This is a genomic window from Bacillus sp. P14.5, from assembly GCF_003316765.1.
Lineage (GTDB): Bacteria > Bacillota > Bacilli > Bacillales > Bacillaceae_B > Rossellomorea.
In genome coordinates this window covers 236,005-261,367 of sequence record NZ_NIJF01000095.1, presented here as the reverse complement: position 1 = coordinate 261,367, position 25,363 = coordinate 236,005, and the positions used below count along the sequence as shown (strand labels likewise).

General features: G+C 41.4%; 24 protein-coding genes. 2 read left to right on the top strand and 22 right to left on the bottom strand.

What is annotated here, in order from left to right; all coding sequences use genetic code 11:
- Positions 1 to 194: 194 nt before the first annotated feature.
- The 4 genes from B9Z54_RS19295 to B9Z54_RS25880 form a co-directional block, all read right to left on the bottom strand.
- The gene (locus tag B9Z54_RS19295; protein ID WP_240190012.1) at positions 195 to 1,169 is read right to left on the bottom strand and encodes an SGNH/GDSL hydrolase family protein; all 975 of its coding nucleotides are present in this window, start codon (positions 1,167 to 1,169) and stop codon (positions 195 to 197) included.
- A 374-nt stretch (positions 1,170 to 1,543) separates the two neighbouring features.
- Positions 1,544 to 2,158, bottom strand: coding sequence for a PH domain-containing protein (locus tag B9Z54_RS19290; RefSeq protein WP_113930001.1), 615 nt, complete (start codon positions 2,156 to 2,158; stop codon positions 1,544 to 1,546).
- Between the two features lie 176 nt (positions 2,159 to 2,334).
- Positions 2,335 to 3,990, bottom strand: a complete 1,656-nt coding sequence (locus B9Z54_RS19285; protein WP_240190011.1) for a peptidoglycan D,D-transpeptidase FtsI family protein — start codon at positions 3,988 to 3,990, stop codon at positions 2,335 to 2,337.
- Positions 3,987 to 4,424 carry a hypothetical protein gene (locus B9Z54_RS25880; protein ID WP_240190010.1) on the bottom strand — a complete coding sequence of 146 codons (438 nt, stop codon included), beginning with the start codon at positions 4,422 to 4,424 and terminating at the stop codon, positions 3,987 to 3,989. Before B9Z54_RS25880 ends, B9Z54_RS19285 begins: the two co-directional genes overlap by 4 nt.
- A 1,463-nt stretch (positions 4,425 to 5,887) precedes the next feature.
- Here B9Z54_RS25880 and B9Z54_RS19275 point away from each other — a divergent pair.
- Entirely contained in the window at positions 5,888 to 7,135 is a 1,248-nt protein-coding gene (locus B9Z54_RS19275; protein WP_113929999.1) for a dicarboxylate/amino acid:cation symporter, read from the top strand.
- A 99-nt stretch (positions 7,136 to 7,234) separates the two neighbouring features.
- Here B9Z54_RS19275 and B9Z54_RS19270 read toward each other — a convergent pair whose 3' ends face one another.
- The 15 genes from B9Z54_RS19270 to hflX all read right to left on the bottom strand — a co-directional run bounded on the left by B9Z54_RS19270 (position 7,235) and on the right by hflX (position 20,811).
- The gene (locus B9Z54_RS19270; RefSeq protein ID WP_187444316.1) at positions 7,235 to 7,474 is read right to left on the bottom strand and encodes a short-chain dehydrogenase; all 240 of its coding nucleotides are present in this window, start codon (positions 7,472 to 7,474) and stop codon (positions 7,235 to 7,237) included.
- A gap of 40 nt (positions 7,475 to 7,514) precedes the next feature.
- Positions 7,515 to 8,384, bottom strand: a complete 870-nt coding sequence (locus tag B9Z54_RS19265; protein WP_113929998.1) for an SDR family oxidoreductase — start codon at positions 8,382 to 8,384, stop codon at positions 7,515 to 7,517.
- Positions 8,385 to 8,491: 107 nt separating this feature from the next.
- A complete protein-coding gene (locus B9Z54_RS19260) occupies positions 8,492 to 9,328 on the bottom strand; it encodes a nucleotidyltransferase domain-containing protein (RefSeq protein ID WP_113929997.1) in 837 nt (278 codons plus the stop codon).
- A 100-nt stretch (positions 9,329 to 9,428) separates the two neighbouring features.
- Positions 9,429 to 9,569, bottom strand: a complete 141-nt coding sequence (locus B9Z54_RS26735; RefSeq protein ID WP_481747806.1) for a DUF1572 family protein — start codon at positions 9,567 to 9,569, stop codon at positions 9,429 to 9,431.
- Between the two features lie 46 nt (positions 9,570 to 9,615).
- Positions 9,616 to 9,882, bottom strand: a complete 267-nt coding sequence (locus tag B9Z54_RS19250; protein WP_113929995.1) for a DUF1572 family protein — start codon at positions 9,880 to 9,882, stop codon at positions 9,616 to 9,618.
- A 29-nt stretch (positions 9,883 to 9,911) separates the two neighbouring features.
- Positions 9,912 to 11,531, bottom strand: coding sequence for a putative polysaccharide biosynthesis protein (locus B9Z54_RS19245; RefSeq protein WP_113929994.1), 1,620 nt, complete (start codon positions 11,529 to 11,531; stop codon positions 9,912 to 9,914).
- 109 nt (positions 11,532 to 11,640) lie between these two features.
- Positions 11,641 to 12,147, bottom strand: a complete 507-nt coding sequence (locus B9Z54_RS19240; RefSeq protein WP_113929993.1) for a GrpB family protein — start codon at positions 12,145 to 12,147, stop codon at positions 11,641 to 11,643.
- Between the two features lie 54 nt (positions 12,148 to 12,201).
- Complete coding sequence (locus B9Z54_RS19235; protein WP_240190009.1) at positions 12,202 to 12,894, bottom strand: alpha/beta family hydrolase; 693 nt, start codon at positions 12,892 to 12,894, stop codon at positions 12,202 to 12,204.
- A 186-nt stretch (positions 12,895 to 13,080) separates the two neighbouring features.
- Positions 13,081 to 13,557: a hypothetical protein gene (locus B9Z54_RS19230; protein WP_113929991.1), complete on the bottom strand. Its 477-nt coding sequence runs from the start codon at positions 13,555 to 13,557 to the stop codon at positions 13,081 to 13,083.
- A gap of 280 nt (positions 13,558 to 13,837) precedes the next feature.
- Positions 13,838 to 15,052 carry a S8 family peptidase gene (locus B9Z54_RS19225; RefSeq protein ID WP_113930136.1) on the bottom strand — a complete coding sequence of 405 codons (1,215 nt, stop codon included), beginning with the start codon at positions 15,050 to 15,052 and terminating at the stop codon, positions 13,838 to 13,840.
- Between the two features lie 471 nt (positions 15,053 to 15,523).
- Positions 15,524 to 15,670, bottom strand: a complete 147-nt coding sequence (locus B9Z54_RS25005; RefSeq protein WP_162785292.1) for a hypothetical protein — start codon at positions 15,668 to 15,670, stop codon at positions 15,524 to 15,526.
- 653 nt (positions 15,671 to 16,323) lie between these two features.
- On the bottom strand, positions 16,324 to 17,658 hold the full coding sequence (glnA, locus tag B9Z54_RS19220) for a type I glutamate--ammonia ligase (protein ID WP_113929990.1): 1,335 nt from the start codon (positions 17,656 to 17,658) through the stop codon (positions 16,324 to 16,326).
- A gap of 38 nt (positions 17,659 to 17,696) precedes the next feature.
- Complete coding sequence (locus B9Z54_RS19215; protein WP_113929989.1) at positions 17,697 to 18,104, bottom strand: MerR family transcriptional regulator; 408 nt, start codon at positions 18,102 to 18,104, stop codon at positions 17,697 to 17,699.
- A 139-nt stretch (positions 18,105 to 18,243) separates the two neighbouring features.
- Positions 18,244 to 19,521, bottom strand: a complete 1,278-nt coding sequence (locus B9Z54_RS19210; protein WP_113929988.1) for a methionine gamma-lyase family protein — start codon at positions 19,519 to 19,521, stop codon at positions 18,244 to 18,246.
- 45 nt (positions 19,522 to 19,566) lie between these two features.
- Complete coding sequence (hflX, locus tag B9Z54_RS19205; protein WP_113930135.1) at positions 19,567 to 20,811, bottom strand: GTPase HflX; 1,245 nt, start codon at positions 20,809 to 20,811, stop codon at positions 19,567 to 19,569.
- Between the two features lie 278 nt (positions 20,812 to 21,089).
- Between hflX and B9Z54_RS19200 the strand changes: the two genes are divergently transcribed.
- Positions 21,090 to 21,698 carry a trimeric intracellular cation channel family protein gene (locus B9Z54_RS19200; protein ID WP_113929987.1) on the top strand — a complete coding sequence of 203 codons (609 nt, stop codon included), beginning with the start codon at positions 21,090 to 21,092 and terminating at the stop codon, positions 21,696 to 21,698.
- A gap of 487 nt (positions 21,699 to 22,185) precedes the next feature.
- Here B9Z54_RS19200 and B9Z54_RS19195 read toward each other — a convergent pair whose 3' ends face one another.
- The 3 genes from B9Z54_RS19195 to iadA all read right to left on the bottom strand — a co-directional run bounded on the left by B9Z54_RS19195 (position 22,186) and on the right by iadA (position 25,353).
- Positions 22,186 to 23,544 (bottom strand): aspartate aminotransferase family protein, encoded by a 1,359-nt coding sequence (locus B9Z54_RS19195; protein WP_113930134.1) that lies wholly within the window; start codon positions 23,542 to 23,544, stop codon positions 22,186 to 22,188.
- Positions 23,545 to 23,744: 200 nt separating this feature from the next.
- Positions 23,745 to 23,885 carry a hypothetical protein gene (locus tag B9Z54_RS25000; protein WP_162785285.1) on the bottom strand — a complete coding sequence of 47 codons (141 nt, stop codon included), beginning with the start codon at positions 23,883 to 23,885 and terminating at the stop codon, positions 23,745 to 23,747.
- Between the two features lie 289 nt (positions 23,886 to 24,174).
- A complete protein-coding gene (gene iadA, locus B9Z54_RS19185; protein ID WP_113930133.1) occupies positions 24,175 to 25,353 on the bottom strand; it encodes a beta-aspartyl-peptidase in 1,179 nt (392 codons plus the stop codon).
- Between the last annotated feature and the right edge of the window lie 10 nt (positions 25,354 to 25,363).

The following is a 25,363-nucleotide window of genomic DNA, read 5'->3' as shown; positions in this document are numbered from 1 at the left end:
GCCGGAATTTCCCCCGGACATTAGTTTTCTCTATTTAACATGGAGGGAGCAGCTTTTTTCTTTCTTGCTTACACAAATATTTTCAATGAATGATGACATCCTCTTACCAAATTAATATCAAATAGCAACAAAGTTTACGAAAGGAGCAAAAAAAAAAGCTGAAGTTTGGTAGTCTCCAGCTTTTATATATGAGCTCATTCTGTAATTTCAGCTTCTGGTTCACTGCTGTCTGTTTCAACTTCTGCTTCCAGCTCGATTTCTTCTACATGTTCCAGCACCCGTTTTGCAATGAGTTTATATCCATTTATGTTCGGGTGAAAGTAATCATCCGCTAATAATTCGAGAGTAGAATCCTGAAATAAATCAGCAGTAGGAATATAATTAACATTCTCAAATTCTTCTGTGACTGATTTGCCGGCCGCATTCCAGCTTTTCATCACCATTTCCAATTCACTGATATTTCCGAAGTATCCTTCGAAAGGATTGTAAAAACCTATTAAATAAATCTGGGCATCAGGGTTATATTCATTAACCTTATTAAAAATTTTCTTCAACCTCTCCCTGTACCCTCTTTTCTCTTCCTCAAAGGTTTCCATCTTGAGATCGATGAGATTGCTTTTTACTATCTTCATAATGTCGTTAGCACCGATGGTTATCAGGACAACATCCGCCTGTGCAATAGAATCGGCAATCTCCTTTTCTTCCAGCCTCTTTAATAATTGATCGGTACGGTTTCCTCTTTTCCCAAAGTTATCTATTTTGATATTAATTTCGTTCTCCTGAAATGTATTATTGAGGATTCCAACATACCCGCCGTTCCCCGTTTCATCTCCTACACCTTGCGTTAGTGAATCACCTATGGAAACAACCTTCATATCTTTGTTGAATAAACGGATGACTCCTTTGAGCACTCCCCTGACGTTTTCTTTGATTTCTTCAGTGATGGATGATGGCTTCTCGGCACTCTCTTCATCATCCTGGACTGCTTCAAGTTCTTCTTTAATATTATGTTTTTCTTCAGGGCTTAAATTCTCCAGTTGTTCATTTATGGAAGCAGTTTGTGTTGTTACACTGACATGTTCTCTGTTTGAATAAGGCGAGAAAAAGTAAATAAGGATTCCGGTTAAGAGCAAACCCGTAGTAATCATTAAAATTTTCAGCTTTTGCAAGTTGATTTAACACCTGCCAATAAGTTTTATTTTTCTATTCATTCCGACTAGACTTAGAGTTAATCAGAATAGTCAATATATTTTAGCGTGGGGGGCCGTTCAGTTAAAGGATCAAAATTCAGTAAATCTTTTCACAATCAGCGAGGAACCCTGTACCTTGGCTTCTTTATAACCTAAAGTCTCATCTATTAAACATTCCTCATTTACTCTTCATGCGCCTGGTCCTGCAGGTATTATTCGTCTTCTCATTCTTGTAAAAAAACCGCTCCATCGGAATTTTGCACAGCTATGAAGAGAATTTGAAGGTGAATGGAAAAGACAAAAAAAAGCGCCTGCCAGATATATAGAAGGTTGGCACGCGCTTCAAGGCTTTGTTAATTTTGGATATACCGATTAAAAATGTCTCCAAAATCTTTTTTGGTATTCGTTTGATAGTGTTCGTTTAACCATTCATAAGCAAAGGAAGTGGTTTCTTTAAACTCATTGGAAATATCGTTATCGTGGAAGCGATTGTTTTGAATAAGATCTCTTGCAACCGTCAGGCCCCTTTCCGCTGAATCGAGCTTCCGCTTTCCTTCCTCCTGGATGTGAGAGATGGCCAACAGTGATTTATACAAATCCGCAATAGCTTCTCCTTCCTTCTTATCGATATCAACTGAGACCGTTTTACTGCCTAAATTGAATTTTATCTCCAGATCAAGGTCAATCGTTCCGGCAGTTTCGATCGATACGTTGCTGATATGGTGCTGATAATATTCATAACGATACAAATTTCGTTTACTGCTGGCTGCTTTATCTCCATCCAGATGAATAAGTGCTCTGTTCGTGAAACAGTATTCATCCGTCTTGGACTTGATTAAGAAATGGATTTTTTCGCCGTCTTCATGAAGGACGTAATCATCAGAAAGGGTCTTGTCAAAGTCCTCTCTCTTGATAATTTTCCCGATATCGCTTAATCCCAATGCATCACTTGCTATTTTCTTGAACATAATATTGACCCCTTTTCCTATTATCTATTAAACTTCGATACTTTAATGCTATCAATTATTCGCTGTAATCAGCACTTTCATCTGTATTCAGTTTAACACCTTATTATGTCTGTAATAAAGCGCCGCCTCGCCTATTTACAGACGGCGCTTTTCCTCCTAACTGCTGCTCTTCTCAATTACTCAGTGGAATCGCTGGTTTTCTCTTCTTCTTTCTTATCTCGCTGCTTCTTTAATTCGAAATATTTATCCATGATTCTTCTGGAGATATCTTTATTAATATAAGGATCTGTTTTGCCGTTATGTGAGGCCGGCACAACTGTAGAGTAGGCAATTTCCGGCTGGTCGTAAGGAGCATATCCTATCAAAGTAGTGTTATAAGTCTGATACTTTTTTCCAGTTACAGGGTCACGAGGAGTAAAGGATTCCGCTGTTCCTGACTTTCCTGCAGCAACATATGGAGCATTTCCAAAATGCGACTCTGCTGTTCCATCAGATCCGTGGTATACCTGGTAGAAACCTCTTTGAACATTTTGCAGCTGATGAGATGTCACATTAACCTTATTCAAAATGATTGGTTCATTTTTCATTTCCATCGCACCCAAGGTATCAGGATCCTTCCCTGGCTTTCGTACTTCTTTCAGAACTTGCGGCTTGACTCTGTATCCGCCATTGGCAATCGTCGATACATACTGTGCCAGCTGCAATGGAGTGTAAGTGTCAAACTGACCGATGGCAAAGTCAAGGAGGTTACCTGGATCATTAAATTCACCCTTATAACCATCTACCTCCCCGGGCAAATCTATTCCAGTATTCACTCCCAGTCCAAATTGGTTGAAATGATTTCTCAGATTCACCAAATCCTTTGTTGAACCATTAATAGGAGCTTTTCGGATATAATTGGGGTTTCCTGCCATCTTCATCGCTACCTTAAACATATAAGAGTTAGAAGAGATTTCCAGCGCAAACCGGTCATTCATCGACTGGTTTTGTCCACCATTCGGATTAAACCAAGAAGTCTTAGCTTTAGTAGCTGCTATTTCAATAGGCTCATCTACTAAATATTGGCCAGGGCTGATAACACCTGCCATGTAGCCAGTAAGTACGGTGGCTCCTTTCACGGCAGAACCCACTTCGTAGAAGCTTGTATATGTTCCTAGAGCATAATCCATTACTCTATATTCACCGGTATTAGGATCTTTTCCATACCTTTTCCCTACCAGCGCCAGTACCTCCCCATTATTAGGATCCATCATTACCACGAACGCTCTGTCCAAATGCGAAGACCTTCCCTGGTGGACGTTTTTAAGGAGTTCCTCTGTAACGATTTTCTCCACTTCCTCCTGAAGCTCCATATCGATGGTGATGACAATATCTTTTCCTCGATGTCCCTCTTTCATCACCTTCGTCTCAAGCACTGCTCCGTCTTTGGTAATATTCTTCACCTTTTCTTTGCGGCCGCTCAATATATGTTCGTATTGCAGCTCGAGCTGACTCGTTCCGACCCGGTCATTCCGGCTGTAATCCTGTGATAAATAATAATCGATCATTTCGCTGGGAAGTCCTTGCCGCGATGAAGAGACACTGCCCAGGATTGAGCGGATTGTACTTTCAAAAGGGTAGACCCTTTCCCAATCTGTGGTTGTACTGATGCCTGGCAGTTCAGAAAGATTTTCACTGACTACTGCGAATTCCTTCTGACTCACTCCTTCGTTCTTGATGATTTTAGGCGTGAGAGCGTATCCTGTACTTAATTCACGGTAAATAGCAAGGTTCTCGATATCCTGATCAGTAAGAGAGGCTAAATCTTGTTTAGATATTCTATCCAGCGTCATCTTATAGATTTTGCTATTCTTTTCTTTTGTTGATAGGTCTTTGTTTCTGGCAATCTCCTTTTTTCCTCATCTGTTACCTTGTTATCCGCTGCTTCTTTATTCTTTAAAATCCAATAATCCTTTTGATCTCTGTCCCTTACAGAAGAGGTATCCATCTCAATGAGCCCTGCAAGCTTTGCTGCCACTTCCATCATATCTTCAGGATTAGGGGATTGCGGCGGGGTATAGGTAATAGCATTTCTAGCCACATTATCAACGATGACTTTTTCAGTACGGTCGTAAATCTTTCCTCTTGGCACACTATTGGTTACAACAACATCTTCGGTTCTATCGACCTCCTGTTTATAATCCTCTCCTGATACGATCTGAACTACCCCCAGTCTCAATATCAGTAAAGAGAATAAGAGAAATACAAAGAAAAACAGGAGATTCATCCGGATTGGTACATGCCTGTTTTTCTTTTTTTCTTCTGGTTCTTTTTTTCCATGCTCAACACCCTTTTGTTAGTCTTAGTAATATACAGATAATGACCATATATAGAAACTTTTATAATATTTTCTAAATATTTACACTTTGTGTATTATTATTTCAAACTTCATCCTCAACTTCAAGGCTATTAGACTATTTATATGGAAAAAAGAAGTAGTGCTCACCTCTTCTTTGGATGTTCTCTATGAACATAGTCTCTTTAAGAAGGAGAGCTCTAACTCAATAGGAAAATACCTTTTAAGGAAAACGTCGTGGTTAGCACTCAGAAAAAGAGTAGAAAATGAGGTGCAAATAATGCTTTAGCCAGCAGTGAATCTTGTTTTTGCCAAAAACTGTTTTCTCAAAGATTGTGGCTGTCTTAAAAGTAATGGATTTCCGCTCCAGACGCACGACTCCGCGCTGCAATTGGGTTCGGGGTTACGTTCCAGTGGATACGTAACCTTGGTCTCACCTGTAATCAAAAGTGGATGCACCTTGTTCAGCCCCGTCAGGCAAATGTTTTCAAGAGAAAAAAAGGCGCTCTTTACTTTTATTCTCTTGAGGTTATTTGACCCCGAGGGGCTAGTGCTGGAACTAGATGCCGCTAGTCCCGCAGGAGGTCGCACGCCTGCAGCGAAGATCCTTCTACATTAAAGGCGGAGGAGGATAAAATAGCATTCAAGAGGAACTGCCTTTCAGAAAAGAGCCTTGCCAAAAAAGGTACATCATAAAATTTGAAATTTTGATAGAATACGCATTCTGGTATATTTTATTTCGATGTATATTCGAATCTGAAATCCGGCAATTCTCCATGTGCTGAGTATTTACTTATATTTCTAAAATGTAGGTATACATTCCTGTTTGTTCTTGTATCCATTGCCAGGTATGCCTGTGGGATATTAAGCTGAAGCTATAGCCAAATTAATGTCTGGTTTGCCAAGGTCAATCTTAATTATTTACTGTTCCACCCGCAGCCATGGTTGGATGTTTCATCATTATTGAAATGAAACAAGACTTTCTGATAAAATATATCTTTCTCTGGTTGGACTTCTTAAGCTTCTACTGTTGATCAACTATTCCTTGGAGAGCATTAGTTTCACCTAAAAGTATGGAAAACTTGTAAGCCCTTACCTTAATTCCTTACATAATTTTGCTTTCTACTACCATTAATAAGAAAGGATATCAGTACATTTGCCTGTCGGGGCTGAGCAGGGCGCTTCCACTTTTGATTCGTCCAGTTCCAGCGCCCACCCCTCGGGGTCAAATAACCCTAAGAGAATAAAAGGAAAACCGCCTTTTTTCTCTTAGGAACATTTGCCTGTCGGGGCTGTGCAGGGCGCTTCCACTTTTAATGACAGGTTTGGCTTTGTTTAATAAAGGGAAAAAATCAGAAAATATTTTGCCTAAATAGAGAAGGTGAGGAAATTTTATGAAACTTGGTTTGACAAGCAAGATCATTATCGGCTTAATTGCTGGTGCCATTACAGGATTGTTATTAAATGTTTTTGCTCGAGATATATTTGAAGTAGCAGATCCCTATTTATTCACTCCATTAGGAAGAATATTCCTTAACCTGATTTCCATGTTGGTTGTCCCTATTGTGTTTGTTTCAATCGTGCTGGGAACTGCAGGATTGGGAGATCCTAAAAAGCTCGGAAGGATTGGCATAAAGACCATTTTATTTTTCCTACTGACAACCTGCATTGCAATTGTCATCGGACTGTCGCTTGCGAATATCATTGATCCAGGACTGGTTGAAGGTATAGATACTACGAATAATGAAGGTTTTGAATCAGAAGAAGCTCCACCAGTGGGAGAAACTCTCATGAACATCATTCCTAAAAATCCGCTCACTGCCATGACCGAAGGAAATATGCTGCAAATTATTGCCTTTGCCATTTTCATTGGTATCGGTTTAACGGCACTGGGAGATAAAACAAAAGGAATACTAAACTTGATTAGCCAGGCAAATGACCTGTTGATGTACTTGGTCACTATGGTTATGAAGTTTGCCCCATATGGAACATTCGGACTGATTGCCTCTGCCATTGGAAGCCAGGGATGGGGAGCCATCAAGGCGATGTGGCTCTATATGATGGTAGTTATCCTTGCCTTGGTGGTCCATGCGGCAGTCACTTATGGAGGAGCTGTATTACTTTTGGCTCGCAAAAGTCCGTTATGGTTCTTCAAAAATTTCAGCCCAGCCATGAGTGTAGCTTTCAGTACATCTAGCAGTAATGCAACCCTTCCAATTTCAATGGAGACTGCACAAAAAAGGCTGAAGGTTTCAGAACCGGTGAGTTCTTTCGTACAGCCATTGGGCGCTACCATTAACATGGACGGAACGGCAATCATGCAAGGGGTCGCTACTGTGTTCATCGCCCAGGTGTACAGTGTGGACCTTTCTATCGGAGAATTGGTTACTGTAGTCCTGACTGCCGTGCTGGCAAGCATCGGAACTGCAGGCGTGCCTGGTGTAGGCCTTATTCTGCTCGCAATGGTGCTCAGCAGCGTGAACCTTCCTGTCGAAGGCATAGGACTGATCCTGGGAATTGACAGGTTACTGGACATGGCAAGGACCTCCATCAACATATCGGGAGATGCAGCTTGTGCGCTGATTGTTTCTGAAAGTGAGAACAAGCGGGGAGCTGCGGGTGAACAAGTGAAAAGCGAGTAAAATGAAAGAAGGCTCCCGGTTTGAAGGGAGTCTTCTTTCATTTTACAAGCATTTTTTAGCATGATGTCACAGGATACATACACCATTAAGAATTTCCCTTTATTGTTTATCCTTGTTAACAAGCTCTGGTAATTCTGCTGATTCAGACTTGATGATATTATTGCGCCTCAAATACCCATCTATCAGCCATCTGTTCTTTTCCAAGATTCTATCTGCCGCTAAAATAATCAGTACAAATAAAATGGCTGGTTCTCCAGTTTCCAGCCAGCTTGTAATGACAAAAAATGATACGAATGATGCTATGAGTAAGATGGTCAGATAGGCAACTTCCTCTTTCACAAGTACTCCTCCTTATCTGAAGCTATACTACAATTCAGGGTCATTTCTCAACATGCTCCTTAAAATAATGCCCCCAATGAGGCTGGGTCCCATCTATATCCTTAAAGCCATATTCTTCAGATAACTCCCAAGTTCTGAAAACCCCGCCAGTTTTACGGTGGATGTCAGGATCCGAGGCCAAGCAGCTAATCGCCTCCCCAATATAATTAGGAGATTCCGAAGCGATGAAATGAGGATCCTTTTTTGCTCCCTCTTTCCAGTTTTCTTCTGTTACACCAAAAAGTTCGAGCATGGCTTCCGACCTTAGAAATCCCGGAGTGACAGCGATAACTGTAATACCATCATCTTTGAGATCCTCTGCCATTGCTTGAGCAATATGTATGTTTGAAATTTTAGCGAGACTATAATAGAAGTTTCCTCTTGGCTTATAATCTACACCATCTGTAATTTCAACAATTAGACCGCGGCCGTTCTCTTTAAGTAATGGAATACTATGATGAGCGGTAATTATATGTGACTCTACAGCCTGCTTCTGCATCTGAAGTCCATTTGCCAAACTGTGGTCCCCAAACCCTTTTCCCCATTCGGTCAGAGGATCTCCGCCCCATACATCGTTGATGAGGATATCCAGTCTGCCGCTTTCTTCTTTAACCCTTTCAAACAGCTCCATGACATCCGATTCAATCGTGTGGTCTGCCTTTACAGGGATTCCTAAACCGCCAGCATTTGTAACCAATTCTGCTGTCTCTTCTATTGTTTCCTTCCGTCCCATAGGCGATTGACTTTGACGAGTCGTCCTTCCTGTTACATAAACCGTGGCACCGGCCTCCCCCAACTTTACAGAAATTGCGCGTCCAGCTCCTCTTGTCCCGCCTGCGACTACCGCAACCTTTCCTGCTAAAGATTTCATAAAAAAAGCTCCCTCCTATCTAAAATCGTTAAAAGCCTTCTAAGAAATTATCCTAGGAAAGAAAGAAGGCGGTTACTCTATTAGCAAGCAGCCGCCTCTTTCCAATGCTATATCACTTTACTTATGACTTCCCTGCACCAAGCCTCGTTTTCTTGTATTCCTGTTTGACCGCAAAGCTGTTTGTTCAATCTGAAGAATTCAGGTAAAATACTGCTGACGGTTTTCATGATGTCCGCTGGATTCCGAGTGGATTCCCAGCTCTCCAATAATGCCAGCTGCCAATCCTTCAACAGGCTCCTTTCACCTTCCAGCTTAGACCAGATACCATAAGAACTATCAATTCTTTGCCCACTTTCCATATACCAGCCTTGGGCTATAAGCCATCTTAATCTATCTAGATTGGCTGATGCATAATACCTTTCTTTTCTCATGGATGCCCGGTACGTTTCATGGATAAAGGCAAAGATCTTCCCTCTCCAGGCTTCGACTTCTTCCGCAGAAGGGGAGTACTCTAATTGAGACGAATCCCGCAAAACCTTTTCCACAATCCCTTCAGGGTCATAAAGTGCTTTCAAACCTGCCAGCCAAAGTGATGGGATCAATTCACCCGGCTCTTTATAAAAGGTATCCACTTTCACGAAACAATCAAAATGAGTAACGATTACAGGATTATCCGGGTGTCCTTCAAAAAATAAAACATTACCCCACTTTCTCGGACGTTCGTATTTATCCCGAATAAAATCGCTTTTTGAATCTGGTGAAACTATGATATGTAAATCTATATCCGAATACCGGTCGTTATTTCCCTTAGCCAGCGAACCTCCTAAATAAATTCCTTTAACCTCAGGATCATTGGATAAATCCTTCAGGACAGTTTGAAGAAGCTCTTCTCGTTTTTTCGGTAAATCCTGGTCTCTCTGTTCGTGTTTACTTACAAATCCCACACATGCATAACACTCCTCAGAATAGTTTTAAGAGTATAGATTCGACAATTTGGCCTTCTATTCCTTTAAAAGAATAATGGTCCTAGTGGCCAATTTAGTTTTATTGTTTAGGTATACTTAGGATTTCCCAATCTTCGCCTATGATCATTTTACCAACATAGAGTATTTGGCCGACATGATAACTAATATGGGGTGCTTCTATATGAACAGCACATAATACACTTAATGGTTTGTTTCTCAATAAAACGGTTCGCAGCAAATCTTCTGGCTGCAGGTTTTCAATAGTATTAAAAGGCTATTTTCGCATACATTGTTGCTTTCGGAAAAATCCCAAAACCGGATTTTCCCCCATTTCTCTCTAAAAAATCCACCCATCTTGAACTCATATTCCCACTTATATGCCGCATAATGATTGCTATATCATTCGATTTAGTGCTGTGTTTTTTATGCAATTCAGCATCTGACAATTGTTCAATTGCCTTTTCAGCCCGGTTCTTCATTTGTTGAAATTGCAGCTTTACTATATTCAGATATTCCTTTTCTAAAGTGGTCAAAATTGTTCCTCCTTATCCTCAAACAAAACTTATGCAGAAAAGCTATTATTCTTTATACTATTAAATAGCTTTATTACCGAAGGCATTCTGATTCCCCCACCTAAGTAAACCAGTACCCCGACTAGGATGGATATAATTGAAATGATAACAGACTCATAAAAGAGACTGTATGAGCTCGGAATCCATAATTCAATCAAAGTATTCACTCCCCAAACAGCCAAACCCATACCTACAACTAATAAAGCCACACCCTTTAATGAGTTTACCAAGGGAGCAATTTTAAAGCCGATACTTCTCTTAATCATATAAAGATTAAGCAGGGTAGATGCCGTAAACCCCAGGTAAGTTGCTATAATTGGACCAGCTACGTCCAAATAATTTACTAACGTTAAGTTCAAAAAAATCTTTACCATCACACCCAGAATGATCCCAGTAATCAATTTCTTTTGTTGGTTTAACCCTTGCATGATAGCAGCTGTCAGGGTAAACAGAGCCAGTACGACTGCTGCCGGTGCGTACCACTGCAGGACATACCCGCCGAGCTCCGGGCTGTTTCCAGTTCCAAAAATCATCGTATAAACCGGCTTGCCAAGTATACTTAAGCCTATACCTGCGGGCAGAGTAAAAAACAGCATGACCTGAATGGATTGAGAAATTTGAGCGTTAACTTCTTTGATTTCCCCCCTGGTATAAGCTGAAGTAATCTCTGGAATAAGAGACATTCCAAACGCGGTTGCTAATGATAAAGGAACCATTACAAGAATTAACGCCATTCTTATCACTGAATTGACCGTTTCTGCCTCTTCCAGCGTGTAACCTGCTGACACAAATAGTTCGTTTATGGTAAAGGTATCGATATTCTGATAGATTGGTATGGCCAGACCGGTTATCACAAACGGAATAGCGTAACCTGCCAATTCTTTGAAGATCGGCACAAAGTGCAAGTCTTCGTTATTTGGACTCTCATCCCGCTGCCTCTTGATGATTCTTCTTCTTTTAATGAAACTGAAGAGCAAGACGCAAAATGCAGCTATGCCTCCTGCAAATGCTGCAAAAACAGCTGCACCCACAGCATGAGTTACTGTACCATTCAAAATGCGGATAATCGTGTATGATCCAACGATGATAAAGGCGATCCTGACTACCTGCTCAATCACTGTACTTATTGCGGATGGTCCCATTGACTGGCTTCCCTGAAAATATCCTCTGAAAATACTCATAGCCGGAATAATCAACAAAGCAAAGCTGACCAGCCGTATCACAGACTGAACATCCTCTGCAGTATTTCCCGCTGTATCATTCGAAGCGATAACCACTTCAGCTAAGAAAGGTGCGAGGGCATACAATATAACAAAAGATAGGCCTCCACTCAAAATCATTAAATACATACCATATTTTAATAATGTTAATCCCGCTCTGTAGTTGCCTAATTCATTGTATTTAGACACAAACTTAGAAACAGCCAAAGGAAGGCCAATCGTGGAAATACTTAAAAGTATGGTGTATGGACCGTAAGCATAACCGTAGAGAGCAAAGCCCTGTGTTCCAACAAGAGCAGTAAATGGAATGATATATATAAAACCCAGAACTTTGGATATCAGGGTCGCCGCTGTTAAAAAGAATGTCCCCCTGATGAATTTATTTTGCACTTTTACACCTCAATTGACTGCATATAATAGAAATGTTCATTCCTATAGGTGAGAGGATGATTGTACGCTTCTGCCAGCAGATTTCTCAGGAAGTTAAGCTCAAGCCTAGCTATAAGATTTTCCTCAAAACTTCCATCACAAATTCTGTTTTATCTTCAGCATATTGATGCTTATCCTGGTTGTTTTGTTGTGTTAATTGTATTTTCAGCCTCTCATAGTTTTTCCTGTCCTGTTCATTGCTTCTCAGGTGATCACAGAATTTGAGCTGCTCGATCAGGTATTGACTACCCTTCTGATACATATGTATTTGATGGGTTCTGGGTTCGCCCTTGTTAAAATAGTGCCTGCCAGGCAGAATATTTGTACCTTTATAAGAATAGCCAAGCACCTCAATAAGCTGAGCAAACTTCTCTCCATCACTAAAATTTTCTATTTCAACAGCAATATCAATGACCGGTTTTGCTTTCAAGCCTTTAACAGAAGTGCTTCCAATATGGTGGACTTTCAGGCCGCTACCCAGCACACCCTGTATTCGTCTCCTTTCCCGTTCAAATTCGCTCACCCACTTCTCACTCCATGGCACTAAAAATACTTCGCCTCTTGGAAGTCCAAGCATGTTTCCTTCACCTCCTCAACTTTTTATGTAGTCAGCCCCCTTGGCAGTACTTTATTAAAACCGATCAATCTCGGTTATGATTCTTTTTAAAACATCGATGGACTCTAATGTTTTCTCATTGTATTCCAGGATATGATTAGACTCAGGTATTAACTTTGCTGTGACATTAGGGTTCTGTTTTGCTTTTTCAAATCTCTCGGAAGTATAGTAAGGATCGTTATCACCGATGAATAGCAAGCCTTTATTTTTGCTTTCCATCAAGGATTTAAGAACATCTTCTCTATGAATTAAAGGCGTCAACCAAATTGCCTTGGCGTTGGTGAATTCATCTCTTTTTAAAACTCCGCCCATCGGGATGGTCCCTAATGACTTCCCCGCAATATAAATATTTTCATAGCTGTTTTCCCTAAAAACATGATCGATAATTAAATTCACATCAAAAGAGATGGCCTCACATATTTCATGCATGGAGAAATCGTCATAAGCCTTGTCATTATACCGGTAATTAATCTGTAAAACATCGAATGACTTATTAAGAAATACACTTGTTGAAAAATGCAGAAGAGGTGATTGAACAGTATAGCCGGCCCCCGGTAAAATGATGGCGATATTGTTACACTCTTCACTTTTGCTTACAATGGAATAAGGGACCTCCATCCCTTTATATCCTTCAACCGAATTTGTTACTGCATTAAACATACCCTCTCCGCCTTTACTATGTGTTAAATATCTCTTTTCCAAATTCATTTCTTAATTCTGATTAAACAGAAGCTACGGCTATTCTTCTTTAACCATGTGGATTAGGCGAGTACCAAATCAAGCTGCCCCGATAAAGGTAACCGGACTGAAGCGTACTACTTCAGTTAAAAGCCTTTATAGAGACTTCGAAAACGAATTGGTACCCTTTCCCTAACAAAGCTGCCCGTTGTTTTCTTAGATTGTCAGAACTCTGAAGCTGGTCTCAAGAGCAACCAAAGAAAGATTTAAATCAAAGGAAACATCAACCGCATTCCATATACCGAATCCTGTAAAAACAGCCATGACGATAACGCTCTCTCTCAGCAGGTTTTTGTTCTTCAGGTAAAGAAAGAGAGTTAAAAAAGCGACGATTGCCAAGTAGATCAATGAAACAAGGAGCTCCCAAAACTGAGCTTTTGCAGAATTCACCGCATCCATGAAGCTTAATAAATCATCTTCATTTACAGCTGTCTCTTTAAAAAACGATGTTTCCCCTTTATAACCGATTTCCCATGTGAATCCTTCTTTCTCTTTCAAGGTAAGATAGCTATAATCAAAAGCTTCTCCTCCACCAATCACCCCTAGGTATTCATCATTGTCTTCTTTGCTTTGAGAACAAGCGGCCAGTATTAATGGAAAAGAAAGTAATACAATCCATAACAATTTTTTCATCCCGCATACCTTCTTCTTAAACCTAAATTTTAAATTATCAGCTAAATCTGGCAGAGTAAGTTTCCTAATTTTAACATGTATGTAATCTTTATTGTATTAATTTTTCAAGCGATTTTTCAGAATTAAATTTTTTTCTTCCCATCCCAGGAATATCCTAAAAACCCCACCGTTTTGGAACTTCTATACTCTAAACTTCTATCATCTTTCTTTCAATATTTTTTAAATCTCATCAATAAAAAACAGCCCTAAACATAGTGTTTAGGACTGCCTTTTTCGAATTTTAGTATCTTACTGCATCGTTAGAGTTGATTCTGCCGTGCTCAAAGTAAGTTCCTGTTCCACTGATTGGATCTGCCGTTTGTTCTATGGCAGCACGGATTTGCGAGTTGCTGCGTCCCTGTCCGGCCAGTAATCCTGCAAGCCCCGCAACGTGAGGGGATGCCATGGAAGTTCCAGACATATAAGAGTATCCATTGTTAGGGACAGTTGAAGCGATATCCACACCAGGTGCCGTAACATCTACCCAAGAGCCATAGTTAGAGAATGAAGCCCTGCGGTCACGCGAATCAACAGCACCTACAGCAATGACGTTTGAATATGAAGCAGGTTCGAATGTCGTGGAAACTCCATCATTACCCGCTGCAGCGATAACAACAGATCCCTTATTCCAAGCATAATTTACAGCATTTTCTAGAGTCGTTGTATTACAGTCGCAGCCTAGTGACAGGTTGATGACTTCCGCTCCTTGATCGGCAGCATACCGGATACCATCGGCAATATCATTCAGAGATCCGCTTCCATTTGCATCAAGGACACGAACAGCAAGAATTTTAGTGTTCGGTGCCATCCCTGCTACCCCTCTGGAGTTATTAGTTATGGCTGCCGCAGTACCAGCAACGTGAGTTCCATGGCCATTTAAATCCATAGGGTAATAGTCATTGTCAACGAAATCGTATCCACGGATTGTTTTGCTGGCCAGATCGGGATGGTTGTAGTCAACCCCTGAATCGAGGATTGCGATTTCCTGAGAGCTGCTTCCTCTAGTTACATCCCACGCTAAATTCGTATAAGTGTTTTGCGGACCATATTGATAGCCTTGATAGTAAGTATCATTAGGAGTCCAAGTCGAGGCAAAGTTATAGTTTGGCTCCGCGTATTCAACGTTAGGATTTTTGCTCAGTGCTTTTACAACCGCTTCAACATTTCCAACCTTCAAAACCTTATAATCCGATTTAACAGCATCAGAATCAGTTACTTCTGAAGCTCCCAGTTTTTTCAATTCGCTTCCTTCCTTGGATTTACTGACGCTGTCTTTAAATTTGACGATTACTTCGCCTTTGGCATAACTGCCTTTTTCAAGATTGACTTTAACTGCTGAATTTTTGGGAGCATTCTCTAGAGGGTTTGAATCCTTTGCAAATGCACTTCCTCCGAAGCTTGGAAATATGGCAAGTGATGCAGCAAGGGATAAGGCGGCAATTTTTTTGATTTTCATAAACATTCCTCCGTTTTGTTTTTTTTCGAGAAAATCTTTACACTTCATTCTTAGTGCAAGCTTTCGACAGTTTCCCTCCTTTCTTATAGATGCCAAGAGTCATAGAATATCTGCGCTGACAGTATGTAATGACTCTTGATAATAGGATTCTAGCAGATTTCTCTCGTTAACTGAATATATAAGAAATTCTGAAAATGGTTAATATTAGGAGCCCAGAAGCATAAATTTCATAAAAAGGTTGTCTAATCATGAAATATTTCCATAGTGAATCACAAAATCCATCATTCGATGTAGCCAAAAAGACCTTCATTTTCTCAACCTCCCGTGTAAATTTCCCTCCCTTTCTTTTCTTTTTTAACTGAATTTCTAAGGCTTAGGTATTTTAAGATGACAGTTTTTTTAAAATCGCTTTAAGTAAAATGCATTAATTAATGCTTTGTCAGGCAGCTGCAGGGATCAAGTTCCGCTTAATCAACTTTTAAAGACCTCCTCCACAAAAAAATCCAGCTGTAATAGTATCCCGGGAGCTTCCATGAAGTCTTCCGCAAAGCTCTTGAGAAGGTATAGCTTGCTTGGTATGAGCTGCTCAGTTCCACCATAGTAATCATAACCCCTCATTTTCATCTCTTATGGCCTATACCTGTAGAAACCTACTGCACAAAGACAAAACCACCAGTATGAACCGGTGGTTTGCTCTGCGGCTAAAGCCTCTCTTTGAATCCTCGACCTAAAAAAAACTGACTGTTCCTCTCTTCAGCACCAAATTCTTTCACTAGTCATAAAGATTTTCTTTATACCTTCCGATTATTCTGAATTATAAAATGGTCTTTAAAATTTAGTTAGTTGTAAAAATTGTTTAGAAATAAGTGGAGAAATTCCGCTTATTCAGGTGATTTCTCTAAAAAAAGTAAATTTAAGCGGAATAATTCCCCTGATTTGCTTAGTTGATACAAAATTATCTGCTTTTTCTTTACTTAAGCGGAAAAACTCCGCTTATATAACCCAAATCGAAATCTATTTCACAGCATAACCGGAAACTTTCCGCTTATTTCAACAATAACCTGTGACTCAATGAAGGATTGTTCTGGTCCTTCACAGAGCAAACCATTCTAAGAATGAAGTCGTCCGGAACCCAACTTTATCCTGATATTAAGGGAGGTTTCATCTTTACTTCACGTTAAACTCTCTGGAACCTCCGGCATAGCCAGGAGTTTTCAACGACAATTTAAAAACCCCTGACGCAATATGCGTCAGGGGTAGAACTATTTTAATCAATACATCTGCAGGTACTGCTCGCGCTCCCAAGGATGAACTTGAGTACGGAACATATCCCATTCGATTTCTTTTGCTTCAATGAAGTGTTCAACGATATGGTCGCCTAGAGCTTTCACCATAACCTCATCTTTCTTCAAAGCATCAAGAGCATTGGAAAGGTTTGCTGGAAGATCTTCTATTCCTGCTTCTTCGCGCTCTTCTTTATTCATAACATAGATATTGCGGTCAACTGGTTTTGGAGCCTTCATTTCGTTCTTGATCCCATCTAAACCTGCTGCAAGCAATACAGACATTGCAAGGTAAGGGTTAGCTGCCGGGTCCACACTTCTTACTTCTACACGAGTACTCATACCGCGTGAAGCAGGAATACGGATTAACGGACTGCGGTTTTGAGCAGACCATGCCACGTAGCAAGGAGCTTCGTAACCAGGAACCAGACGTTTGTAAGAGTTGACTGTCGGGTTTGTGATCGCTGTAAAACCAGTCGCATGCTTGATTGTTCCAGCAAGGAATTGGCGTGCAGTTTCACTTAATTGAAGTTCTCCGCTTTCATCAAAGAACGAGTTTTTGCCTTCTTTGAATAGAGACATATTACAGTGCATACCAGAACCGTTTACACCAAACAGCGGCTTTGGCATGAATGTTGCGTGAAGACCGTGCTTACGCGCAATAGTTTTTACAACAAGCTTGAACGTCTGGATATCATCACACGCTTTAAGCGCTGATGCATATTTGAAATCGATTTCGTGCTGCCCTGGTGCAACTTCATGGTGGGAAGCTTCGATTTCAAAGCCCATTTCTTCCAGTTCAAGTACGATATCTCTGCGGCAGTTTTCACCAAGGTCTGTTGGAGCAAGGTCAAAATATCCGCCGTTATCATTCAATTCCAAAGTCGGCTGTCCTTCTACATCAAGCTTGAAGAGGAAAAATTCCGGTTCAGGTCCAAGATTGAAGTCTGAGAATCCAAGCTCTTCCATCTCTTTAAGAACTCTTTTCAGGTTGCTTCGTGGATCTCCTCCAAATGGAGTTCCGTCCGGATTGTAGATGTCACAGATAAGACGTGCCACTTTACCTTTTTCAGCAGTCCAAGGGAAGACAACCCACGTATCAAAGTCAGGATATAATTTCATGTCTGATTCTTCAATTCTTACAAAACCTTCAATAGAAGAACCATCAAACATCATTTCGTTATCAAGAGCTTTTCCTAATTGGCTCACCGGGATTTCAACGTTTTTGATTGTTCCCAGGATATCGGTGAATTGTAAACGAATGAACTTTACATTCTCCTTGTCAGCCATTTGTAAAATGTCTTCACGAGTAAACTTTCCCATCTTTACTAATTCCTCCTCAAGAATATCAATATCAATTTTTAATGGAAAAAGCGGGATAGATCACCTTGGCGAAGTGAGGATTTATTGAAACGCCCTGCATGAAGCAGTTCATTTCTCAATAATTTTCTCAATTCATTGTCGGTAAGATCCGGCTTAACTTTTTCCGTTTGCTGCTTGCCGGCTTCTGTTTCTTTATGTTCTTCCTGCACAGCAAAAATTTTCTTAATACCAGCCATGTTGATTCCTTGATCCAATAAATCCTTAATTTCAAGCAATTTATCGATATCATTCAAGGAGAAGAGCCTGCGCTTCCCTTCTGTTCTTGCAGGGAAAATTAATTCATTCTCTTCATAGTAGCGAACCTGGCGAGCAGTCAAATCAGTCAGCTGCATCACAATTCCCATCGGAAACAGCGGCATGCTTCTTCTAATTTCACTTCCACTCATCCCGATTCACCTCCCTCTTGCTTTCCTGATATCATTATATGTTATGTAAGGAAAATTGTCAAAGGAATGTTAGCTTTTCTTACATGTAATTTCAATAAAAAAGGACAGCTCATAATTAAGCTATCCTTTTAAAAGGTAATTATCCTTTTTCTATAGTGATTAAACCTTTTTCTATCAACTTATTTATACTCGTCAAAATTGCAATCTTTACGTGAGAGTATGTCAGCCCCCCTTGAACATAAGCAGTATACGGCGGGCGGAGTGGGCCATCGGCAGAAAGTTCTATGCTCGCTCCCTGAATGAATGTTCCTGCTGCCATAATAACATCATCTTCATATCCGGGCATATAATCAGGGTGCGGCGTAAAATGTGAATTAACCGGAGAAGCAAACTGGATGGCCTGACAGAAAGCCACCATCTTCTCCCTGTCATCAAATTGCACAGATTGAATCAAATCGGTGCGGTCAGCGTTCCAATAGGGATCAGTATTCATTCCAAGGTCCTTAAGGATGGCCGCTGTAAAAACAGCTCCCTTTAACGCTTGAGCAACTACATGAGGGGCGGAAAAGAAACCCTGATACATTTCCTGCAAAGAATATAACGAAGCTCCCGCTTCCGCTCCAATTCCAGGAGACGTCATTCTATAGGAACAGGCTTCTACCAGTTCTTTCTTCCCTGCGATATAACCTCCTGTTTTCGCGAGGCCTCCGCCAGGATTCTTAATTAGCGATCCCGCTATAAGATCAGCTCCAACGTGGCAGGGCTCGATATCTTCAACGAATTCGCCATAGCAGTTATCGACGAACACCACAACCTCCGGCTTGATTTCCTTGACAAAATCAATCATAGATTTGATTTGCCCTAAGTTAAATGAAGGGCGGTTGGCATACCCCTTAGAACGCTGGATCCCAATCATCTTGGTATTAGGTTTTATAGCCTTGGACACTGAATCAAAATCCACTGAACCATCTTCTTTGAGAGGGATAGAGTCATATCCGATTCCGAATTCCTTTAACGACCCTGTGCCCTTGCCTCTAATCCCGACAATTTCTTCTAAGGTATCATACGGCTTTCCTGTTATATATAACAACTCATCACCCGGCCGGAGAACTCCGAACAAGGAAATCGAAATGGCATGAGTACCAGAAATGATTTGCGGTCTCACCAATGCCGCTTCCCCGCCAAACACATCCGCATAAATTTGCTCAAGTGTATCTCTTCCAATATCATCATATCCATAACCCGTAGTCGGGATGAAATGCGAGTCGCTTACACGATGTTTTTGAAAAGAAGCCAGGACCCTGAATTGATTTTCTTCAGCAAGGCGGTCAATTCTTTGATGAACATTTCCAATTGTCAATTCGGCTTTTTCTGCCAAGGATTGTAATTCTTTTCCGTAAGTTAAATATTGATACATTTGTTTCTCCTTCTGAGGTGCTGATCTCTATTTTCCAAAATAGGTTTAGGACTTTTGATATTTCTTGATACTTCCCGTAACTGGGTGATCCGTTAACGAATACCCCTTCGCTTCGTATTCATGGGTATCCTCATTGAATTCAAGCTTCCTTATAATTGTTTCGTTCTTCAACTGAGACAGCAGTTTCCCTTCATCAGAAGGAAGATGCACATGATAGGCTTCCATCTGACCAATGACGATGTCTTCAATTTTATCCTTCAGGGCTGCTCTGTCTTCTTCATTTAATGCGCTGATCATGATTTTATCACCGCTGCTGTCCGGTACAAAATCAGGATGCACCTGATCTCGTTTATTGTAGATTGTTAATTGAGGGATATGATCCATACCCAATTCCCTTAAAAGGGATTGGACGGTTTTTTCATGATTGTTGTAATCCGGGTTGGAACTATCGACGACATGAAGCAGCAAGTCCGCTTCCTTAACTTCTTCCAAAGTGGACCTAAAAGCAGCAACAAGCGCTGTAGGAAGATCTTGAATGAACCCTACCGTATCCGTAACCAACGAGCTGTATCCACTGGGCAGAATCAACTTTCTCGTTAAGGGATCGAGCGTTGCAAACAATTGGTTCTCTTCATAGGATTCCGCAATCGATATCCTATTGAAGAGAGTAGATTTCCCAGCGTTCGTGTAACCCATTAGCGCCATCTGGAATGTTTTATTCTTTTTCCGTCTTTCTCTGTAGCGCTCCCGATGGTCGACAACTACTTGCAGAGATTTTTTTATATCATCTATTCTGCGGCGGATATGGCGGCGGTCACTCTCAAGCTTGGTCTCACCTGGACCCCTGGTGCCTATTCCGCCTGCAAGACGCGACATCGCGGTTCCTTTACCAACCAAACGGGGCAGCATGTATTGAAGCTGAGCCAATTCAACCTGCAGCTTACCTTCTTTAGAACGGGCTCTCTGGGCAAAAATATCGAGAATCAACTGCGTCCTGTCGATGACCCTTGCTTCAAGCTGTTCGGACAGGTTACGAATCTGGCTCGGTGATAATTCATCGTTAAATATGATAAGATCTGGTTCAAATTGTTCTTCCAGTGCAACCAGTTCTTCCACTTTTCCTTTTCCTATGTAGGTTTTCGGGTGGACACGCTCCCTCTTTTGAGTAAGGGCAGCAGAAACAACCGCTTGCGCCGTTTCCGTCAACGATTCCAGTTCTTCCATAGAGTACTGAAACCTTTGATCATCTTCTTCAATCTGGCATCCGACTAATAACGCTTTTTCGATCATTTTTTCTTCCAAACAGAATCCTTCTTTCCTATTAGATTTGCTATTTTTCATCATATCAAAAACAAATTGTAAACACTATGTTTAACCTTTCTAAATATGTGATAAAAAAAGGTTGCAAAACTAAAATTGCGTGGTAAAATCAATATGTTTGAATCAAGACTGAAGTCAATCATCATGCAGAGTTTCTTTAACAGATCAACGCATTTACGGAAGCGAGTCAGCTCTCTGCGTTCATGTGTTAAAGGAATTCCGGAATCGACAGCAAAGGAGGAACAGTTATGACTTGGGAAGTTCTAAGTATTGTCGGCACAGTCGCATTTGCCGTTTCCGGAGCAATCATTGCCATGGAAGAAGAATATGATATTCTCGGTGTATATATTTTAGGTATCGTTACTGCATTCGGGGGAGGAGCTATTCGGAACTTACTGATAGGTGTTCCTGTTTCCGCTCTTTGGGAGCAGGGCTTCCTTTTTCAAATCGCACTCCTATCTATTACCGCCGTATTTTTATTCCCGAACAATCTGCTCCGCCACTGGAGACGCTGGGGAAACTTTTTTGACGCGATTGGATTATCCGCTTTCGCAATCCAGGGAGCACTGTACGCATCAGAAATGAATCACCCGCTCAGCGCGATTATCGTGGCTGCAGTTCTGACAGGAAGCGGAGGCGGAATTATCCGTGACCTTCTCGCAGGCAGAAAGCCGCTGGTTCTCAAATCAGAAATTTATGCCGTATGGGCCGTACTTTGCGGTGCAGCCATTGGTTTGAAACTCGTAACTGAACCTTGGGAATTATACACTCTCTTCATTATGACTACTTCTCTAAGAGTATTATCATATTCCTACAAATGGAGACTCCCAAACAAGAATATTAAAGCATTTCAATGATAAATGACTAAAAGAGGCTGGGACAAAAGTAGAAAACTAATTGATGCAATTAGAAATCATCGAAAATAAAACCGCATGTGATCAAGGTTATATACTTGATCTCATGCGGTTTATTTTTGTTATTAGGCTCTTACCTTAAAGATGTTATTTTTTAGATTAGGTTATCCGCCAGTTCCTGATCGTAGGCGGATTGGAGCGGAAGGTGTGCGACCTCCTGCGGGACTAGCGGGACAGGTGAGACCCCGCAGGCAAAGCCGAGGAGGCTCAGCGCCCGCCCCGCGGAGTCGTGCACCTGGAGCGGAAATCCTTTCTTTATACTCAGACACATTCTTTTGAAAAGAGCTTTTTATAAGGTTTTGTCCCAGCCACTTTCTTGTCGTGAGTTATTGAATTCCAAGATAGTTCCGTCACTCATCGACAAAACTTATCAACCGTTTTATGCGCCGTCTTTCGGGTTTTTCCATCAGCATATATACTAAAACAACTTTCAACCAAGACGATCGATACCTTCACAAACTTTTTTCAAAAGAAACTCCAAATCTTCCTCTTTAATGTTAAGAGGAGGAGAAATCGCCAATACATTATTGTAGCCTGCGACAGTTGCCCCATTTTTACCTATTAGAACTTTATTCTCTCTGCAGTAACTTACTACACTATTTACCTTTTCGGCCTCCAATGGTTCTTTAGTCTCTTTATCCGCGACCAATTCAATACCAATCAACAAGCCTTTGCCGCGCACGTCACCCACATATTTATGAGGATGAAGCTCATTCTTCAATGTATTGATTGCTTTTTCACCCAATTCAGAAGATCGTTCAAACAACATTTCTTTCTCTAAGATTTCTATATTCTTCAACGCGAGGGCACACGCAGCCGGATTTCCACCGAATGTATTAATATGCCTGAAATACTCATACTCCCCATTCCCTTTAAAAGATTCATATATTTCTCGCTTGACTGCTGTAGCCGCCAGCGGCAGATACCCGCTTGTAATGCCCTTGGCCATCGTGACAATATCCGGTTTTATTCCATAATTCATAAATCCGAACGGTTTTCCTGTCCGGCCAAATCCGCAGATCACTTCATCAACGATCAATAGGGCTCCATGCTTTTCACAGACTTCTTTTATAGCTTTCATATAACCTTCTTGAGGAAGCAGCACACCGCCTCCGGTGATAATCGGTTCCATGATTACCCCTGCAATCGTTTCACTCAATTCCCAGGTCATTACTCTATCCACAGCTTTCACTCCCGGAAGCTGTTGAGACGGTGTATCCGCAGCCGCTTCATCTCGGTAAGCATCAGGGGGCTGAACATGGATAAACCCCGGTGCCAAAGGCTCATAGTTGTATTTTCTTTGCGCCTGGCCAGTTGCTGCGAGTGTTCCCATTGTATTTCCGTGGTAACCCCTGTAACGTGAAATGAATTTGTAACGGTTCCCTTCCCCTTTTTGCTGATAATATTGACGGGCGATTTTAAAAGCTGTTTCGTTCGCCTCTGATCCACTGTTAGAGAAAAAGATGACGTAATCTCCTCCAAGCAGCTCATTCAGTTTCTCAGCCAACCGCACCGCCGGGGGATGACTTTGAGTCAATGGGTAGTAAGCCATTTGCTTTAACTGCCGGTAAGCGGCATCGGCCAGTTCCTCCCGGCCGTAACCCGCATTAACACACCATAATCCAGCCATCCCATCCAGATATTTTTCACCATTATGATCCGTTACCCAAGAACCGTCCGATTCCACAATCACCATGGTTCTCTCAGGATCATACGGCTTCATAGAATGCCATAAATACTGTTCATCCTGTGATAAAAGATTTTTATTCGGTTGTCCTGCTTCCACCAAGAAGCCCCCCTTCTTTAGAACTTTCTTTGTATTTATATGAAGAGGCTCCTCCTTATAGAAACGGTATTCTTTTAAAAAGCAAACCTGGAGTGTATTCATTTTTTTGCATATACGCCACTGCCAGCCAGGGTGCAATCCGGAAGTCACTAATTGGTGAAGACATCCTACCCTTGGTGTCCAAGTTCTTGTCTTTAGTGATTTTAGATGCATCTTCTTGATGACGTCGTGTACCCAAGAGGCTGTTTCGGATACATCTTCTCCGCCTCCCCCATGACTTCGTGTACCCAAGAGACTGTTTTGGATACATCTTCTCTTCCTTCCCCACGACTTCGTGTACCCAAGAGGCTAGCTTGGATACATCTTCTCCTCCTTAACCACGAGTTCATGTACCCAAGAGGCTGTTTTGGATACATCTCCTCCGCCTTCTCCACGACTTCGTGTACCCAAGAGACTGCTTTGAGTACATCTTCTCTCATCCCTGCAGCATACCCCAGCCCACTCAAAGCAGTAAATTAATTGTATAGTTACACCAAAGAATCTCCTCGCTGACTGAAGTACTTTCGCAATCAAGTATGCACACACAAAAAACAACTCGGACTCCATAAAGTCCAAGTTGTTTTCGCAGTAACACTATTCGAATGTCCCCTTCACTAACGCCTTTCCACCTTCAACCATGACCTTCCCTCTTGCAAGGACTGTATCGATCGTCAAAGTCTCTTTATCTACCAGCACAACATCCGCATCTTTTCCTTCTGCAAGAGAACCCTTTCCAGTTAACTTAAGTATCTTTGCAGGATTCGAAGTGATGACTTTTATCGCTGTCTCAAGCGGCACCCCTTCTTCTAGCACCGCTTTCCGGACAGCATTGAACAAACTTGAAACATGAGCGACCTTCAATCCTATGAATTCTCCATCCTGGTCGAACTCGGGAAGGCTCCCCTGCCCATCGGAAGTGAAGGTGATATTTTCTGCAGGAACACCCGCTTCCAGCATACGCTTCAGGCCTTTTCCACACTCCACTTCGCCGTCTTCCAGAAATTGCGGGATGGTACTGGTAGTAAAATCTACATATCCTCCTTTTAACCCAAATTCTATTCCTTCTTCAAACAAATAAGGGTTTCGGTTGATATGGGTTGGATAAAACTGTTTTATTGGAATGTCCGTATTTTCAATGACATCATAAATCAACTTTAAACAATCCCGACTGTCTCCCAAGTGGACATTCACCACCCCGGACTTGCCCGAAAGAATACCGCCTATACGGGACTGCGAGGCAATCCTGGCGAACTCTTCAGCTGTCGGCTGTGATGAACGGTGATCTGCAATCGCTATTTCACCAGTTCCGATAATTTTATCCACCAGGAGAATGTCATCTTCAATTTTTCCTGTTAAAGTTCTAACAGGCACCTGGTAAGATCCTGTCTGGACAAAACAAGTTATCCCTTCTTCATCAAGACCTCGCGCTTTAGCCACAAGACTCGCCATTGTTCTGGTTATTCCGTCAGTGCCAATGACCCCTATCATGGTTGTAATACCAGAAAGAGTTGCATCAGTCAGCTTAATTTCAGGAGTGCGGGTTTTATAGCCGCCTTCTCCCCCTCCGCCGAGGATATGAACATGAGAATCGACGAAGCCGGGAAATACAACTTTTCCATCCGCCTCAATAACTTTTATTTTCCCCGACAGAAAACCTTCTGGTATATCGATGAAATCTTCAATAAACCCAATCTTCTCATCAGCAATCAATATATCTTTCTTTCCTAAATAATCTGGAGCATATACTTCTCCATTCCGTATTAAAACCAACATGATGTAAGCT